Raw genomic sequence first — 17,864 nt, forward strand, 5'->3', positions numbered from 1 at the left:
AGCGTTGTGCTCTCGGTCGGTAAAATGCGCTGAGGCCAGTAACGGCGCGGCCTGCTGCGATATTTAGCGGGTTTAGGAGTACACAACGATGCTTGAAACGATCAATTATGGCACAATAAAACCTGAATGAATATCCAGTATATGAATGCAAAATTGTTCTATGCTTAAACAATTAAGGAATCCACTTCACAGAAGCGAACAGTGATGCTGTTAGGGCTCTAGCGTGATAGAATTAACGGTTTAGACTACGCGCTATAATTATTTTTAGTGTGTACAAATTTACTTCATCAGGAGAATCGAAATGGCCAGCAGAGGCGTTAACAAAGTGATTCTTGTCGGGAATCTGGGTCAAGATCCAGAAGTCCGTTATATGCCGAATGGTGGTGCTGTAGCCAATATTACTCTGGCCACCTCCGAGACTTGGCGCGACAAGCAAACCGGCGAACAGAAAGAAAAAACCGAATGGCACCGTGTAGTGTTGTTTGGCAAGCTGGCAGAGGTTGCAGGTGAATATCTGCGTAAAGGTTCTCAGGTTTACATCGAAGGTGCTTTGCAGACTCGTAAGTGGACCGATCAGGCTGGCGTTGAAAAATACACCACTGAAATCGTCGTAAACGTTGGCGGCACCATGCAAATGCTGGGTGGACGTCAAGGCGGCGGCGCTCCTATGGGCGGCGGTCAGGCACAAGGGCAGCAGGGCGGTTGGGGTCAGCCTCAGCAGCCACAGGGCAATCAGTTTAGCGGCGGTTCTCAGCCAGCGGCTCGCCCACAGAATGCGCCTGCAGCTCAGCCACAAAGCAATGAACCTCCAATGGATTTCGATGACGATATTCCATTCTGATTTCTGTTAAAGAAATCAGCTCATAGCCCTGCATTGCGGGGCTTTTTTTTGAGTGGAAATCGAGATTTAGCTATATCTCGGTCTTAGTTTTAGGGAGAAGGCAATGATTAGACGTATTTCATGGATCGCTGGCGCAGGCTCATGGCTGCTGCCGCTGGTATTGCTACTGTGGCAATGGATGGCTGAAGGGCAGCATCAGGCGACGGTATCGCCAGAAGCTTATAATGCATGGAAGATGTCTGTGCTATTTGCCGATTTTAGTTTTGCTGGTGCCCTGTCTTTACTGGCCGTGCTACTGGGGGCGATGGCGCTAGCCAAAACGAAAGAGGATGAGGTTTTGCATCCGGGCAAGCGCATGCTGGAATTACTGGTTTTAGCTCTGCCGATGATGTTATGTCTGTTCATTATGGGCATGCTGTTGGTTCACGGTTAACACAATCTGCGCATTGGCTATCGAGCCAAATGTGGGATGCGGGCAAGCCCCTGCGCAGCATTAGCGCAAGGGGCTCAGTGCCTAAAGTGACGTAAGTTCGTATTTTTTGATTTTTCGATACAACGTTGCGATACCAATGCCAAGCTCGTCGGCGGCCTGCTTTTTATTATTATGGCGGCTCAGCGCTTCGCGGATCATCTGTCGCTCCATGTCTTCAAGCCCTGTTGCGCCGTGCTCTTCACAGGCTGCCGCGCTTTGATAAGGGACATCCTCTCGGTAGCTGCGTATCACCTGCCCATTAACCAAGTTCGGAGGGAGCAGCGAGATATCAATCACCTCTCCGCTTGGAACCACGTTAATCAAATATTCCATCAGGTTGCTGAGTTCGCGCACGTTGCCAGGCCAGCGGTAAAGCTTGAGCAAAGACATCACTTCTGGCGCCATGCCCGGATAAACAATCCCGATACGCTTGGTGTGCAGATTTAAAAAATAATGCACTAGGAGCTCAATATCGCCTTGGCGCTCACGCAGCGGCGGTAGCGTCATTGGAATAACGTTCAAACGATAGTAGAGGTCTTCGCGGAATTTCCCGTCGGCAATGTATTGCTCTAGGTTTTGGTTAGTCGCGGAAATAATTCTGATATCGACAGGGATTGGCTTACTAGAACCAATTGGCTGAACTTCTCGTGATTCAATCGCACGCAGTAATTTAGCCTGCAGCGTCAGGGGCATATCTCCAATTTCATCTAAAAAAAGCGTTCCATTGTTGGCCGCTTGAATCAGGCCTATTTTCCCATTCGCCGAAGCTCCGGTGAATGCGCCTTTAACATAGCCAAATAATTCGCTTTCTAGCAGTTGGTCTGGAATAGCCGCGCAGTTGATGGCAATAAAAGGTTTGTTATTACGATCGCTCAGTTGATGTATCGCACGCGCCACCACTTCTTTACCGGTTCCGCTTTCACCAACCACGAGAATGCTGGATGGACTAGGTGCAACGCGGGTGATCAGGCGCTTTAAGGTACGAATTGGGCGGCATTCACCGACCAAATGTTCAATGCGTGGGTCGTCTGGATTAAAATCAACGTTCATCGGTGAATGAGATTGATGAAATGCCATTAAAAAAAGCTGGTGGTCTTGAATATCATGCAGCTGACCAATAATAAGTTCCTGTTGTTCATCAAAGGAAATAATATGTTGCAGATGGCCACTGGTATAATTTTGTTGAAAAGTAAGCGGTCTGATATTAAAGGTTTTACCCATAATTTGATCTTGAGACGCATTAAGCTGTTTTAATGCCGTGGGGTTAGCAAACTTAGCTCTATTCTCATTATCAATAACCAGTACGCCTTGGTCCATATTCTCAATGAGACTCATGAGTATTTTATTTATTCCATCGCTGCCCCCTTGATTTTCTAGCAGCTTAGAGACAAAAAGATTGGATATATGGCGGACGTAGTCAGAGAACTCATGAATATTATCTTTTATTCTCTCTTGTTGTTCCGGCGTAAATGCCACCAAGCTGATCACTCCGATGCAGGCGTTTTGAAAAATAATGGGGATCCCAAGAAAGGCTTTTTCTTTGCAGCTGTCTTTGCTAGTGCAGCCGTCACAAACTGGATCGAATCGTGAATGGATAACAACTTTTTCCTGCTTGGTATCAAGAACATATCTAAGAAGTCTTGAGTTGCTATTGAGCTTTCGGCCAAAAAATTTCCCGTAGGGGCCGGTGCCCGATACTCGCGTCATATTGGCATCCACGATTTCGACTTCCAATTGTAAGACGCTGGCGAGCATTTTTGTGAAGCGTAAGATCGTCGGCTGAATTTGCATCAATATGGACTGAGCATTTACGGGTGTCATAATCAGAACCTTTCTCTAACGCTAAATTATTCGCGTTTATGGTTAACGGGAATTATGTCCTTTTCACCTTACGATAATACATGAATAGAAAGTGTGGTTTGATAAACATCAATTGCCTTTTCTTCACTAGGATGAGTTTCTGTTGTTGGCATCACACTTTATTATCAAACTGATAAGAATATGGTTTTTGTTATCATTCTGGGTTGTTACAAAACTGAGAATAACGTTTTTATTTGCGTTGCTTGCAAAGTGAAATAGCTTTCTTAGTGAGTTAATAATGTAACTATTACTGATATTCATAACTGCACACGCTGATTTTGAATAAATAATGAGGCTTGGCTCACATTATTCCCCCTATTTCATCCGTTCTCTCTCCATTAATCACAGCTTGGCATAGTTATTGTTTAAGAGTTAACAGTCGCTATTCACGGCGAGCGTTGAACCACCCGCCATACGTGCGCCATAGCAGATTAAATCAAACGCCAATCACTTACTTTGTAGGGCCATGAGATGAGAACAGTTAACGAATTAATCAAGGATATCAACGCGCTTAAGTCGAATCTGCATGAAAAAGATTTTCTGCTGACCTGGGAGCAAAGCCCAGATGAGCTGAAACTGGTTCTGGATCTGGCCGAAGCATTAAAAACCATGCGCGCAGAGAACATTGCGACCAAGATTTTCAACAGCGGTTTAGGCATCTCTGTTTTCCGCGATAACTCCACAAGAACTCGTTTTTCTTACGCTTCAGCCCTGAACTTGCTGGGATTAACCCAACAAGACCTGGATGAAGGCAAATCACAAATTGCGCATGGTGAAACCGTGCGTGAAACCGCGAACATGATCTCTTTCTGTGCCGACGCCATTGGTATTCGTGATGACATGTATCTTGGCGCTGGTAACGCTTATATGCGCGAAGTGGGCGCAGCGCTGGATGAAGGCTATGAACAAGGCGTTCTGCCGCAGCGTCCGGCATTGGTAAACCTGCAATGTGACATCGACCACCCAACGCAGTCGATGGCCGATTTGGCTTGGCTCCAAGAACATTTCGGCAGCCTAGAAAACTTAAAAGGCAAAAAAATTGCGATGACGTGGGCGTATTCACCAAGCTACGGTAAACCGCTCTCTGTGCCACAGGGCATCATCGGTCTGATGACCCGCTTTGGTATGGACGTTACGCTGGCTCATCCAGAAGGTTATGACCTCATTCCAGACGTGGTTGCGGTAGCAAAACAAAACGCGGAATCCTCTGGTGGCAGTTTCCGTCAGGTGAACTCCATGGCTGAAGCGTTCAAAGACGCTGATATCGTTTATCCGAAATCTTGGGCTCCTTATAAAGTCATGGAAGAGCGTACCGAACTGCTGCGTGCGAACGATCATGACGGTCTAAAAGCGTTGGAAAAACAGTGTTTATCTGAGAACGCTAAGCACAAAGATTGGCACTGCACCGAAGAGATGATGAAGCACACCAAAGGTGGCGAAGCGCTCTACATGCACTGCCTGCCAGCGGATATTTCAGGCGTGTCTTGTAAGGAAGGCGAAGTTACCGAAGGCGTATTTGAAAAATATCGTATTGCTACCTACAAAGAAGCCAGCTGGAAGCCTTATATCATCGCCGCCATGATCGTCGCGCGTAAATTCTCGAAACCAGGTCTGGTGTTAGAACAACTGCTGAAAGAAGCGCAAAAACGTATCAAGTAATACTGTCTGCACCGGCGCATCTGTCGATGCGTCGGTATTTCCGCCTCTGGCGGATACTCTCCTGATGAGGATGGGTTATGTCTGTTTTCTCTATGAAAGTGGATATTGCGCAAAACCGTTTTTTCAACGGTGAAACGTCTCCACTTTTCTCTCGCGCAGAAGCGCAAAAGGCTCGTGCCTTCCACAAAAAAATAACGGGTTATCAGCCTACGCCGCTCTGTTCTTTAGACGAACTGGCTCAGCTTTTTGGCGTTAATAAAATTTTAGTCAAAGACGAGTCTCAGCGTTTTGGTTTGAACGCTTTCAAAATGTTGGGTGGGGCTTACGCGATTGCGCGTTTGCTGTGTGAAAAATACCAGATCGACATCAATACGTTTTCTTTCGAAAAGCTGAAGTCGACGCTGACGGAAAAAATGACCTTCGCCACCACTACCGATGGTAACCATGGGCGTGGCGTGGCATGGGCCGCTCAGCAACTGGGCCAAAACGCCGTTATTTATATGCCGAAAGGCTCCGCACGTGAGCGCGTAGATCATATCCGCAATCTGGGTGCGGAATGCATCGTGACCGATATGAACTACGACGACACGGTGCGTTTAACCATGAAAACCGCCCAAGAACGCGGCTGGGAAATCGTGCAAGACACGGCGTGGGAAGGGTACACCAAGATCCCTACGTGGATTATGCAGGGTTATTCCATGCTGGCCGATGAAGCGGTCGAGCAAATGCAGGCCATGGGCATTCAGCGACCAACACACGTCTTCTTACAGGCAGGCGTTGGCGCAATGGCCGGCGGTGTTTTGGGTTATCTGGTTGATGTCTTCGGTGCTGAAAAACTGCATTCCGTGATTGTTGAACCCGATCTTGCCGACTGTGTTTTCCGTTCAGGTTTAAAAGGTGAAATCGTCAATGTGGGCGGCGATATGGCCACCATTATGGCCGGTTTAGCCTGCGGTGAGCCTAATCCGCTCGGATGGCCACTGCTGCGCAATTGCGCCACTCAGTTTATCTCCTGCCAAGACAAAGTCGCTGCGTTAGGTATGCGCGTTCTCGGCAATCCGCTGGGAAGCGATCCGCGCATTGTTTCTGGTGAATCTGGTGCCGTAGGGCTGGGCGTCTTGGCCGCCGTTCATCACCATCCAAAACGTGAAGAGCTGATGCAACAGCTGGGTTTAAATCATGACTCCGTTGTGTTGCTGATCAGCACGGAAGGCGATACCGACGTCAAACATTACCGAGAAGTCGTTTGGGAAGGGAAACATCCCGCCTGTAGCTGAAAGCGATGAAATTAACGACTTTCTGACCTTTATTTTCTCGCCGTAAGCGAGCTAACACATTGGAGTTTAAGAAAAATGGCTAAGCAAGTTCCTTTCGAAATGGTGTTGGAAAAAGCGTATCAGTACAAAGATGAAATGACCCGCTTTCTGCGCGATATGATCGCGATCCCAAGTGAAAGCTGTGATGAAAAACTGGTTGTACAGTGCATTAAAAAAGAGATGGAAAAAGTCGGTTTCGATAAAGTCGAAATTGACCCAATGGGTAATATTTTAGGGTATATCGGCCACGGGCCGCATCTGATTGCAATGGATGCCCATATCGATACCGTTGGGATTGGTAATATTAAAAACTGGAACTTCGATCCGTATCAGGGGATGGAAGATGATGAGCTGATCGGTGGACGTGGTGCATCGGATCAGGAAGGCGGCATGGCATCGATGGTTTATGCCGGTAAGATCATTAAGGATCTGGGGCTGGAAGATCAATACACGCTGCTGGTGACCGGTACTGTTCAAGAAGAAGACTGCGACGGTCTGTGCTGGCAGTACATTATTGAGCAATCCAAAATCCGCCCTGAGTTTGTCGTTAGTACTGAACCTACAGACTGCCAAATCTATCGCGGCCAGCGTGGACGCATGGAAATTCGCGTGGACGTACAAGGTATCAGCTGCCACGGCTCTGCGCCAGAACGCGGTGACAACGCCATTTTCAAAATGGGCCCGATTCTTAACGAATTGAAAGAGCTGTCGAACCATCTCGGTAACGATGATTTCTTGGGCAAGGGGACATTAACCGTATCTGAAATTTTCTTCACCTCGCCAAGCCGTTGCGCCGTTGCTGATAGCTGCGCAGTCTCCATCGACCGCCGCTTAACCTGGGGTGAAACATGGGAAGGGGCACTGGATGAGATCCGTGCGCTGCCAGCGGTGAAAGCGGCAAACGCCGTGGTATCAATGTACAACTATGAACGACCTTCTTACACCGGCTTGGTCTATCCAACCGAGTGCTACTTCCCAACATGGAAAGTGGAAGAAGACCACATCACGGTGAAAACCCTAAGCAAAGCCTACGAAGGGCTGTTTAACAAAAAACCGGTTGTAGATAAGTGGACCTTCTCGACAAATGGCGTTTCTATCATGGGGCGTCATGGCATTCCGGTTATCGGTTTTGGCCCAGGCAAAGAGCCAGAAGCGCATGCGCCAAATGAAAAAACCTGGAAAGACCATTTGGTGACCTGTGCTGCCATGTACGCTGCTATCCCTCTGTCTTACCTTGGTGAACTGAAAAAATAATTAGCGTTTATTGCGTAACCCACTCCCGCCGAAATTTGGCTGGAGTGGTTTTTTCAGTATGGCATTCAAGGAAACTGATCCCATGAAAAAGCTGATTAAAAATGGCGTAGTCGTTAGCGAAAACGGCGAAGTTCGTCAGGATCTGCTGATTGAGAACGGAGTGATTGCACGCGTAGCGGCACACATCTCCGACGATGAGACTGAAGAGGTGATCGATGCCAATGGGTGCTACGTGATGCCCGGAGGAATTGATGTTCATACGCATTTTAATATTGATGTTGGAATAGCCCGTAGCTGTGATGATTTTTTTACCGGCACACGCGCAGCAGCCTGCGGCGGTACAACAACCATTATTGACCATATGGGATTTGGGCCAGCGGGATGCAATTTGCATCATCAGCTAAATGCTTATCATCAATATGCGGCGGGAAAAGCCGTCGTTGATTACAGCTTTCACGGGGTGATCCAGCATATCGACGACGACATTCTCAATGAAATGTCATCCATGGTGCATGACGAAGGGATTAGCAGTTTTAAGCTCTATCTGACGTACAACTACAAGCTAGGCGATGCCGATGTGCTGCGCGCTTTGCAGCAGCTACATAAGGTCGGTGCGTTGGCGACGGTACATCCTGAAAATGACGCTGCGATTGCGTTGCGGCGCGAACAGTTTATCTCCGAAGGTAAAACATCGGCGATGTACCATGCATTGAGCCGTCCGCTCGAGTGCGAGGCTGAGGCCATTAGCCGAATGATTAATCTAGCCCAGCTCGCGGGAAATGCACCGCTGTATATCGTCCATCTCTCGAACGGGTTGGGGTTGGACTATTTACGATTGGCACGAGAACGGCACCAGCCTGTTTGGGTGGAAACCTGCCCGCAATATTTGCTGCTAGATGAACGTAGCTATCAACGAGAAGACGCGTTGAAGTTTATTCTCAGCCCTCCGCTACGTAACCATCGAGAGCAAGACAAATTGTGGTGCGGCATTGCTGACGGCGCCATCGATACGGTTGCAACTGATCACTGTACGTTCCCTTATCAACAGCGTATTGCCATGTCTGAGGGGAATTTTACCCGCTGCCCAAACGGCTTGCCCGGCGTCGAAAACCGTATGCAGTTGCTGTTCTCTGAAGGGGTGATGACAGGTCGGATTTCGCCTTCACGTTTTGTGCAGCTAACCAGTACCAATCCTGCTCGCCTGTTTGGCTTGTGGCCACAGAAAGGCAATCTCTCGGTGGGGGCTGATGCTGATGTCATCATTATTGACCCACTGAAAAACGTCACCATCGAACACGCTCATCTTCATGATAATGCGGACTATTCACCCTATGAAGGCTATCGCTGCCAAGGTGAAATTATCACCACGCTTTGCCGGGGTGAATGCGTATACCAGGACAAAAAATTTATCGGGCAGGCTGGCTTTGGTCGCTTTATTCACCGCCAGCCTTTTGCTCAACCCACCATTATTTAATCGTTTAACTTACGTCACCAATATTTGCGAGGGATAGGATGAAAAAGAAAATTGTGCTTGCGCTGGGCGGCAATGCGTTAGGTGAAGGACTCGCCGAGCAAATGCAGGCGGTGAAATCGACGGCGAAAGCGATTGTGGATTTGATTGCCCATGGTCATCAAGTGGTGGTGACGCACGGCAATGGCCCACAGGTGGGAATGATTAATCAGGCTTTTGAAGCAGCGGCGAGAACAGAAGCGCATACGCCTATGTTGCCGATGTCTGTTTGTGTCGCGTTGAGTCAGGGCTACATTGGCTACGATCTGCAAAATGCGCTGCGTGAAGAACTGCTCGATCGTGGATTACATACGCCGGTGGCCACGATTATTACGCAGGTCATTGTTGACGCCAAAGATCCCGCTTTCGCTAACCCAACTAAGCCAATAGGCTCTTTCTTCTCACAAGAAGAGGCGAAACTGCTGACGCAAAATGGCTACACCATGAAAGAGGATTCAGGCCGTGGCTATCGTCGAGTTGTGGCTTCGCCAAAACCGGTTGATATCGTTGAGAAAGAAACCGTGGCCGCGATGTTGAATGCGGGACAAGTCGTAATTACGGTCGGCGGCGGCGGTATTCCTGTTCTGCGTGAAGGTAACCACTTACGCGGTGCGGGCGCGGTTATCGATAAAGATTGGGCGAGTGCCAAACTGGCTGAAATGATTGACGCAGATATGCTGATTATTTTAACCGCGGTAGAAAAAGTGGCGATTAACTTTGGTAAGCCTAATGAGCAATGGCTTGATCAATTGAGCATCGCTGATGCTCAGCGCTTCATTGAAGAGGGGCATTTCGCCAAAGGTTCGATGTTGCCTAAGGTCGAAGCGGCGGTTTCATTTGCGGAGTCTCGCCCTGGTCGCCAAGCTCTGATTACCGTGTTGAGTAAAGCCCAGCAGGGCATTGAGGGAAAAACCGGAACGGTGATTTCTCATTAAGTTGTGAGGTAGTGAACTCGCTCCATTTTCTTTTCTTGATGCCTTGCCAAACTAAAGAAAAGAGATGGAGCGAGCGAATAAGTAAGAAAGAAGAACTTAGTGTTTACGATCCAGTTTCATCATGGCTTCCAGTACCGCTCCACCGATGGCACGCGCCTTATCTGAAACGGTGGTGTAGTCAGCCTCAGCGCCGCGCGGATCGATATCGCCAATTTTAAATCCGGCACTCACCTCTAATCCTTCACTCAATAAACCGCGCACCATTCCCGACAGCGGAGCAAACACCGGTGTTTCTCCGATATGCCCCATTACCTCGCCTTCTTTAACTAAATCACCCAGCGCAACGCAGCAATGCATGATGCCTGAAGCTGGCGAACGAATAACGCGGCGCGTGGTATGACCGGCAATATTGCCTGGGATACCCGTATTGGGTTGGGTGTAACCTTGATAGATAACGCGGCCAAGATAGTGTCCGCGATTAGTTTCAATAACGGCGTCGCAGTCATGTCCGGCATTAAATCCGGGGCCCAGAGCGACAGTCACCGGCGCCATATCTTTGTGGGTGCCTAAGTTCTGCTTTGCCAAAATAGCATCCACTAAAAAACGCGGTTTGAGTTCGCTGAGATAGCTGGCTTGCTCATCAACAAGCACGGGAATTTCAGCGCGATCAAGGATGCTAAAGGCCTCGTCGACGCTGCTCGCTTTTCTCGCCGTTACGCCTTCAACCGTCATTTCGTTATCGAAAATAGCCTGAGCAAACGCGACGGTTCGGCGGATGACGGTGGGCTTGGCAATGTCTAACATGATGACATGAAAACCGGCGTGATAAAGCCGTAACGCGACGCCGGTGGCGATATCGCCAGACCCGCGAATGACGACGAGTTTGTCGCGCTTCAATCTCACATCATCCTGTTTTAACCCGCCAGCGGCATGATTTTTTATCTGTAAGACTTCAGCCATTATACTGACGGTAATTTCTTCAGGCGTTTCAGCTCCGATGTTGTAGCCAATCGGGGCATGCAGGCGTTCAAGATGCTCTTGCGCGATGCCCTGCTGACGCAATGCCTGCGTGAACGTTTGTACTTTTCTGCGGCTCGCAAGCAGACCAAGATAGCTCACCGGTTTTTCGATCAAGACATCAAGGGCTTCTTTGTCTTGGCTGTTGGTTGCAATGATGACGAAGTTTTCTTTCTCGATATTCAGTTTTTCAATAGCCGCGCTGAAAGTCTCGGCATGAACCAGCGTAGTGCCTGCTGGAAACAGTGATGGATCAAGGCTGGAAGCGTAGGTATCAGCAACGTGCAAATCAAAACCGAGCAGGGCTGCGGCCTGAGCAATTGCGCGGTTAACATGGCCCGCACCAATTAAAATTAAGCGTGGGCGTAATCCATGCACATCAATATAAACCGACATCGCCCCGCCGCAGTCAGAGCCGACTGCATCTTGGCCGTTACGCGCCATTCGTCCATGAAAAACACGTGCTTTGCGTTCAGATAAGGCTTCTAGTGCCTGATCGATGACCAAGCGCTCAACCATGCCGCCACCGATAGTGCCAACGATGCTGCCATCGGCCAATACCAGCATTTGGCCTGAGTGACGCGGCGTTGATCCTCGACTCTCAATAATCTGTGCCAAAGCAAAGGGTTTGTTCTCTTCTTCCAGTCGTGCTGCTTGTGCAAAAATGTTCATAGCAACCTCAAGATCCCCGTAATTGTTCGTCAATTCCTTTATGTGGTTTGCGACTGACATAACTGGTGTGTAATCGGAGGTGACTCTCGAACTGCGCCAACCCAAATGGCGTTGAGCTCGGGCCGTGCATCTAGCAGAGCAGTCAGTGAGCCCAATAGCGCATTATCAATCTGATAAAGTCGGTTAATAAACCAAACCCGAAGCGCTTGCTGCGGTGCGCCTTTGAACATCCCATCGGGGTGAGCGATGAATCGCTCAAATACTGAAATATTTAAGCTATCTCCGGCTTTTATGCCGCAAAGTTCGGCAAAAATAGGCCAACGATGGATCTGTTCAGGGTCGGCAGGATTATTAATGACAAGGCCTCCAGTCAGTGCAATGACACATTTACTGCTTTGGGGGATGCAAGGTTCATGCCCTGCTGGCGCTTTGAGTAATCGCTGATGGGCACCGTCAGCTTCCACTAAGATGACATCAAAGAGCTGGGTGGCTTGAAGCATGTCGGCCTGCTCAGGCGTAATACCTGAAACTTTATGAGTGGCCGCGTTATATTCAGTGAATAGTGCTACGATCTTGGAAGTGGAGGATGATGCTTTTTGGTGGGTAAGGAGAGCATGCCAATCCTCTTTTTCAATGATAGTCTGGGCCTGTGACGGTTCAGGTCGGTACATATGCGTGGTGGTGGTGATCAATACGCTCAGGCCTTGCTGAGAAAATCGCTGGGCAAGCCAAAATAGCGTACTGGTTTTACCACCGGCACCAATGAGGCTTATCAAGTATGACTTATTATTTTTCACGCTTGAAAGTACATCATTAAATAGTACGTCTAGGTCAGAATTCATAAGCATTCATTAAAGGTTATGCAGAGAGGGAATGATGAATCAGAAAAGAGGAAAACATCTGAACGCGAATATATCTCCGGTTGGAAGTTTGAAGCCGCGTGAAAATGTTGACTGTATCATTACCGCTGCGGGCCTTTCCTCTCGAATGGGGCAATGGAAAATGATGCTACCTTATAAAGAAGGAACGATTCTTGATTCAAGTATAGAAAATGCGAGGCAGTTTTGTAGCCATATTATATTAGTGGTTGGATATCGCGGTGATGAACTGTATGAACGTTATAATACTGAGAGTGATATCACAGTTGTTGTAAATAATAATTACGCCAGCGGATTATTTTCTTCCATACAGGCAGCAGGTCCGATCGTGAAAACAGATTATTGCTTTATCACTCACGGTGATATTCCTTGTTTGAACCGTGAGATTTTCCATCAGGTTTGGCTTAAACGTGGGCCATACGCGCTGTTGCCCTGCCACCAAGGAACGCCTGGACACCCGGTTTTGCTGCCTCAAAGCATCATGAAAAGAGCTTGCCAAGATGATGTGGCTGTATCATCAATGCGCGAGTTTTTGCTCGCAGGGGAGTACCGCTATCTTAATATGCTGCAACCGGAAACGGTTATGGATATAGATACGCCAGAGGCATATCAGCGCTTGCTAAAAATATAATGTTTGCGGCTATTTATTATTTTATTCCTTGCTGGATATTTAGTAAGGAATAGATGTTTTAATTCTGTTTATCGATTGCGCTCTCACTTTTAAAAGTAACGTTCATTATTTTTTATCAAACTGATATCGTGTGATTCTAATTTGATAATTTATTTCTGAGTTAGATAATTGGCTAATTATGTGTTGCTGCCGCGTTGATTTATATTCTCATTTGTTTAGTGAGCAATTTCACAAATAAAAATCACTATTCGAGTTAGCTCACGAAATTAGCTTTTTTATTATGGCTAGAAAACCTTTGGCTCGATTGTTGCTCCCATATCTCCTATCCGTAGAGGATTGAGAATCCTCTGCCATTTTACATTTGAGCATGTCGCAGCAAGGAGATAGTCATGGGAGATATTATGCGCCCCGTTCCTTTCGAGGAACTTTTGACGCGTGTTTTCGACGAGTATAACGAAAGCCACTCAATCTTCGGGATACCGGAAAAGCAATTTTATCGCAAAGATAATGACCGACTCATCAAGGTATTTGGCGAAACCTGTGAAACGCCTATGGGGCCTGCGGCAGGGCCACATACACAGCTTGCGCAAAATATCATTGTGTCTTGGTTGACCGGTGGGCGCTTTATTGAGTTGAAAACGGTGCAAATTCTTGACCGCTTAGAATTAGACAAGCCGTGTATCGATGCTGAAGACGAATGCTTTAATACCGAATGGTCAACGGAATTCACGCTGCAAAAAGCCCATGACGAATACCTGAAAGCCTGGTTTGTCTTGCATTTACTCGAAGCTCTTTTTGACCCTCGCACGCAGGGTGAAGCCAAGTCCTTCATCTTCAATATGAGCGTTGGCTATAACCTTGAAGGCATCAAGCAGCCCGCTATGCAGAACTTTATTCATAGTATGATGGATTCAGGCCAGCATCCGAAATATGTCGAATATCAGTCTATTCTGTCTCATTTCATTCGTGAACAGTTTGAATCGCGTTCAGCGCAGCTCAGCCAACTACCACAGCAAATCCCCGCGCAAATGGTTCATGGGGTCACGCTCTCCACCATGCACGGTTGCCCGCCCAATGAAATTGAGGCTATCTGCCGCTACATGCTCGAGGAAAAAGGGCTCAATACCTTTGTTAAGTTAAACCCTACGCTGCTTGGCTATCCTCGCGTGCGTGAAATTCTCGACACCTGCGGTTTTGACTATATTGGTCTGAAAGAAGAGTCTTTTGAGCATGATTTGAAGCTAGAACAGGCCATTTCTATGCTGCAAAGATTAACGGCTTTAGGTCAGCAAAAGCAGCTTTGCTTCGGGGTGAAACTCACCAACACGCTTGGCACCATCAATCATAAAGGCGCGCTGCCGGGTGAAGAGATGTATATGTCTGGGCGTGCACTGTTCCCACTGTCTATTAACGTGGCAGCCGTTTTATCGCGTGCGTTCGACGGCAAGCTGCCGATTTCATATTCCGGCGGCGCGAGCAAATTTAATATTCGCGATATCTTTGATACCGGTATTCGTCCTATCACGATGGCAACGGATTTACTCAAGCCGGGCGGGTACTTACGCCAGCTAGAGTGCATGCGTGAGCTGGATCAGTCTGATACGTGGGGTATGACCAAAGTTGACGTTGAGCGCTTGGAAGCGCTGGCGAAGAAAGCCGTTAGCATGGAATACACCCAGAAACATTGGAAAGCGCAGGATCGTATTGATGCTGGCGGCCCACTGCCGATGACCGATTGCTATGTGGCACCGTGCGTAACGGCCTGTGCGATCAAGCAGGATATTCCTGAATATATTCGTTTGCTCGGTGAACAACGCTACGCCGATGCATTAGAGCTGATTTATCAGCGCAATGCGCTGCCTGCCATCACCGGACACATCTGTGATCATCAGTGCCAGTACAACTGTACTCGTATGGACTATGACAGCGCGCTAAACATTCGTGAGCTGAAAAAGGTGGCCTTGGAAAAAGGCTGGGATGAATATCAGAAACGCTGGCATAAACCTGCTGGCTCTGGCTCTAAGCATCCGGTTGCGGTGCTAGGCGCAGGGCCAGCAGGACTCTCCGTGGGATATTTCTTGGCGCGAGCTGGTTATCAGGTCACCTTGTTTGAGCGTGAAGCCAACGCGGGTGGGGTGGTGAAAAACATTATTCCTCAGTTCCGTATTCCGGCTGAAACTATCCAGCATGATATCGATTTTGTTGCCGCACACGGAGTGAAATTTGAGTTCGGCTGCGATCCGGAGTTAACCGTCGATAAGCTTACTCAGCAAGGTTTCCGCTATGTTTTTATTGGGGTCGGAACCGATAAAAACAGCGGCGTGAAACTGGCGGGTGACAACCGCAATGTTTATAAATCGCTGCCGTTCCTGCGTAGCTATAACCGTGGCGATAAACTCTCTTTAGGTCGTCATGTTGCCGTCGTTGGTGCGGGGAATACCGCCATGGACTGCGCACGTGCGGCGCTGAAGGTTCCCGGCGTAGAAGACGTGACCGTTATCTATCGTCGTACCCTGAATGAAATGCCTGCCTACCGCGAAGAGTATGAAGAGGCGGTTGAAGACGGCGTGAAGTTTATGTTCCTGACGAACCCAGAACAGTTTGATGCCGACGGCACGCTCACTGCGCGGGTGATGGAGCTTGGCGAGCCCGATGAGAAAGGCCGCCGTCGCCCAGTGGCAACGGATAAAACCATCAAACTACGCATGGACGCGCTGATTACCGCCATTGGTGAGCAGGCCGACTGCGCGGCGCTTAGCGCGATGGGTGTGCCATTAAATGCCGAGGGTTGGCCTGCGGTAAACGCGGAGACGGGTGAAACCCCACGCCCTAACGTGTTCTTAATTGGTGATGTGCAAAGTGGCCCATCCTCCATCGTTGCGGCTATCAGTACCGCTCGCCGTGCGACAGACGAAGTGCTCAAGCGTGAAAATATCCGTACTCATCACAGCGATAAGCAGTGGTCTAACGTCGATCCGGCGGAGATTTATCAACGTAAAGGCGCGATCAGCGTGCTGATGGTGGATAAAGAAGAGCGTGAGGCCTTTGTGGCTCAGGAAGCTCAGCGTTGCTTGGAGTGTAATTATATCTGTAGCAAGTGCGTCGACGTTTGCCCAAACCGCGCCAACGTGTCTATCGCCGTTCCTGGCTTCCACGATCGTTTCCAAACCCTGCATTTAGATGCTTACTGCAACGAATGCGGCAACTGTGCGCAGTTCTGCCCGTGGCAGGGAAAACCCTACAAAGACAAAATTACCATCTACAGCCTGCCAGAAGATTTTACCAACAGCACCAACCCAGGATTCTTTGTCGATAACGATAACGTCAGCGTTCGACAAGGTAAGCAAATCTGGCACCTGCATATCGATAAACAAGGTCAGCTTGATGATGTTCCGCCGGAGCTGGAAGACATGTGTCGCATCATTAGCCATGTTCACAACCATCATCACTACCTGCTTGGCCGAGTGGAGGTTTAATTATGCTGATCCTAAAAAATGTTACGGCGGTTCAGTTCGAACCGGCTTCGGTACAACACGGTATTGATATTGCGATTGAAGGTTCGCTTATCAAAGAAGTGGGCAGCCAGTTGGTTGCCAAATATCCGCAGGCGGATGTGAAAGATATGCAGGGTAAATGGGTTATGCCGGGCATTGTGTGTGCACATAACCATTTTTACTCCGGATTATCACGCGGGATTATGGCCAATATTGCGCCTAGCCCTGATTTTATCTCCACGTTGAAAAACCTGTGGTGGCGCTTGGACCGCGCCTTAGATGAGGAATCACTGTATTACAGTGGGCTAATTTGCTCGCTGGAGGCCATCAAAAGCGGCTGTACTGCCGTTATCGATCACCATGCTTCGCCTAACTACATCGCGGGATCGTTAAATACGCTGCGTAAAGGCTTTATTAAAGCAGGGCTGCGCGGCATGACCTGCTTTGAAACCACCGATCGTAACGGTGGTAATAAAGAGCTGCAGGCGGGTGTGGAAGAGAACATTGCCTTTGCCCAGTTAATTGATAACGCGAAGAAGCAGGGGAATGAGCCCTATCTCGTCGAAGCGCATATTGGTGCTCATGCGCCTTTCACCGTGTCGGATGCGGGGCTAGATATGCTGCGTGAAGCCATTAAAGCTACGGGGCGAGGCCTGCATATTCACGCGGCGGAAGACAGTTATGACGTATCCCACAGCCACGATAAATATGGCAAAGATCTGATTGTACGCTTGGCCGAACACGATCTGATAGACGCAAAAACGCTGGTGGCGCACGGTCTGTATCTCTCTGAGGCTGATATTCAGATCATCAATCAGCAGGACGCGTTTTTGGTGCATAACGCCCGTTCCAATATGAACAATCACGTTGGCTATAACCATCGCATTGGCGAATACCAGAACGTGGCTTTAGGCACGGACGGCATAGGCTCAGATATGTTTGAAGAGCTGAAATTCGCCTTCTTTAAACACCGTGATGCTGGCGGCCCAATGTGGCCAGATAGTTTCACGCGTTTCTTATGGAATGGTAATCGCTTACTGGAACGTAACTTCGGCGCGAAATTCGGTTGCTTAGCCGCAGGTTATAAAGCCGATCTTACCGTGTGTGATTATCCAGAGCCAACGCCGCTGGCGGCCCAAAATATTGGCGGGCATCTCGCGTTTGGTATGGGCTCGGGCAGCGTCCGCAGTGTGATGGTTGAAGGGCGCTTCGTTTATGAAAACGGTCAATTCCCATTTGATGTAACGCCAATTTATGCCGAAGCCAGCAGGGTGGCGGCACGGTTATGGAAGCGGATGGATGACTTAGCATAACTGTTATACCGC

General features: G+C 48.6%; 13 protein-coding genes. 10 read left to right on the forward strand and 3 right to left on the reverse strand.

Annotated features, from left to right (window positions below; genetic code table 11):
* Positions 1–301: 301 nt before the first annotated feature.
* Positions 302–841: a single-stranded DNA-binding protein gene (locus tag DSM2777_RS05440; RefSeq protein ID WP_043488863.1), complete on the forward strand. Its 540-nt coding sequence runs from the start codon at positions 302–304 to the stop codon at positions 839–841.
* Between the two features lie 103 nt (positions 842–944).
* Positions 945–1,274 (forward strand): hypothetical protein, encoded by a 330-nt coding sequence (locus DSM2777_RS05445; RefSeq protein ID WP_046359512.1) that lies wholly within the window; start codon positions 945–947, stop codon positions 1,272–1,274.
* 81 nt (positions 1,275–1,355) lie between these two features.
* On the opposite strand, the gene DSM2777_RS05450 is transcribed toward DSM2777_RS05445, so the two are convergent.
* Positions 1,356–3,134 (reverse strand): sigma-54 interaction domain-containing protein, encoded by a 1,779-nt coding sequence (locus DSM2777_RS05450; RefSeq protein ID WP_025798538.1) that lies wholly within the window; start codon positions 3,132–3,134, stop codon positions 1,356–1,358.
* Positions 3,135–3,644: 510 nt separating this feature from the next.
* On the opposite strand from DSM2777_RS05450, the gene ygeW reads away from it, so the two are divergent.
* From ygeW to arcC, 5 genes are all read left to right on the forward strand, one after another.
* Positions 3,645–4,832: a knotted carbamoyltransferase YgeW gene (ygeW, locus tag DSM2777_RS05455; protein WP_046459904.1), complete on the forward strand. Its 1,188-nt coding sequence runs from the start codon at positions 3,645–3,647 to the stop codon at positions 4,830–4,832.
* 77 nt (positions 4,833–4,909) lie between these two features.
* The gene (dpaL, locus tag DSM2777_RS05460) at positions 4,910–6,109 is read left to right on the forward strand and encodes a diaminopropionate ammonia-lyase (RefSeq protein WP_061553364.1); all 1,200 of its coding nucleotides are present in this window, start codon (positions 4,910–4,912) and stop codon (positions 6,107–6,109) included.
* 75 nt (positions 6,110–6,184) lie between these two features.
* Positions 6,185–7,402: a YgeY family selenium metabolism-linked hydrolase gene (locus DSM2777_RS05465; RefSeq protein WP_046459902.1), complete on the forward strand. Its 1,218-nt coding sequence runs from the start codon at positions 6,185–6,187 to the stop codon at positions 7,400–7,402.
* Between the two features lie 82 nt (positions 7,403–7,484).
* Positions 7,485–8,876, forward strand: a complete 1,392-nt coding sequence (gene hydA, locus DSM2777_RS05470) for a dihydropyrimidinase (protein ID WP_061553365.1) — start codon at positions 7,485–7,487, stop codon at positions 8,874–8,876.
* A gap of 38 nt (positions 8,877–8,914) precedes the next feature.
* Positions 8,915–9,847 (forward strand): carbamate kinase, encoded by a 933-nt coding sequence (arcC, locus tag DSM2777_RS05475; RefSeq protein WP_046459900.1) that lies wholly within the window; start codon positions 8,915–8,917, stop codon positions 9,845–9,847.
* Positions 9,848–9,943: 96 nt separating this feature from the next.
* Here the strand turns inward: arcC and yqeB are convergent, their stop codons facing one another.
* The gene (yqeB, locus tag DSM2777_RS05480) at positions 9,944–11,536 is read right to left on the reverse strand and encodes a selenium-dependent molybdenum cofactor biosynthesis protein YqeB (protein ID WP_061553366.1); all 1,593 of its coding nucleotides are present in this window, start codon (positions 11,534–11,536) and stop codon (positions 9,944–9,946) included.
* A gap of 38 nt (positions 11,537–11,574) precedes the next feature.
* Positions 11,575–12,378, reverse strand: a complete 804-nt coding sequence (yqeC, locus tag DSM2777_RS05485) for a selenium cofactor biosynthesis protein YqeC (RefSeq protein WP_061553367.1) — start codon at positions 12,376–12,378, stop codon at positions 11,575–11,577.
* A 31-nt stretch (positions 12,379–12,409) separates the two neighbouring features.
* Between yqeC and DSM2777_RS05490 the strand changes: the two genes are divergently transcribed.
* The 3 genes from DSM2777_RS05490 (at position 12,410) to ssnA (ending at position 17,852) form a co-directional block, all read left to right on the forward strand.
* The gene (locus tag DSM2777_RS05490) at positions 12,410–13,045 is read left to right on the forward strand and encodes an NTP transferase domain-containing protein (RefSeq protein ID WP_082790857.1); all 636 of its coding nucleotides are present in this window, start codon (positions 12,410–12,412) and stop codon (positions 13,043–13,045) included.
* 389 nt (positions 13,046–13,434) lie between these two features.
* Positions 13,435–16,521: a putative selenate reductase subunit YgfK gene (gene ygfK, locus DSM2777_RS05495; protein WP_061553368.1), complete on the forward strand. Its 3,087-nt coding sequence runs from the start codon at positions 13,435–13,437 to the stop codon at positions 16,519–16,521.
* Between the two features lie 2 nt (positions 16,522–16,523).
* A complete protein-coding gene (ssnA, locus tag DSM2777_RS05500; RefSeq protein WP_061553369.1) occupies positions 16,524–17,852 on the forward strand; it encodes a putative aminohydrolase SsnA in 1,329 nt (442 codons plus the stop codon).
* The last annotated feature ends 12 nt before the right edge of the window (positions 17,853–17,864 follow it).

Source organism: Obesumbacterium proteus, from assembly GCF_001586165.1.
In the GTDB taxonomy this organism is placed as follows: domain Bacteria; phylum Pseudomonadota; class Gammaproteobacteria; order Enterobacterales; family Enterobacteriaceae; genus Hafnia; species Hafnia protea.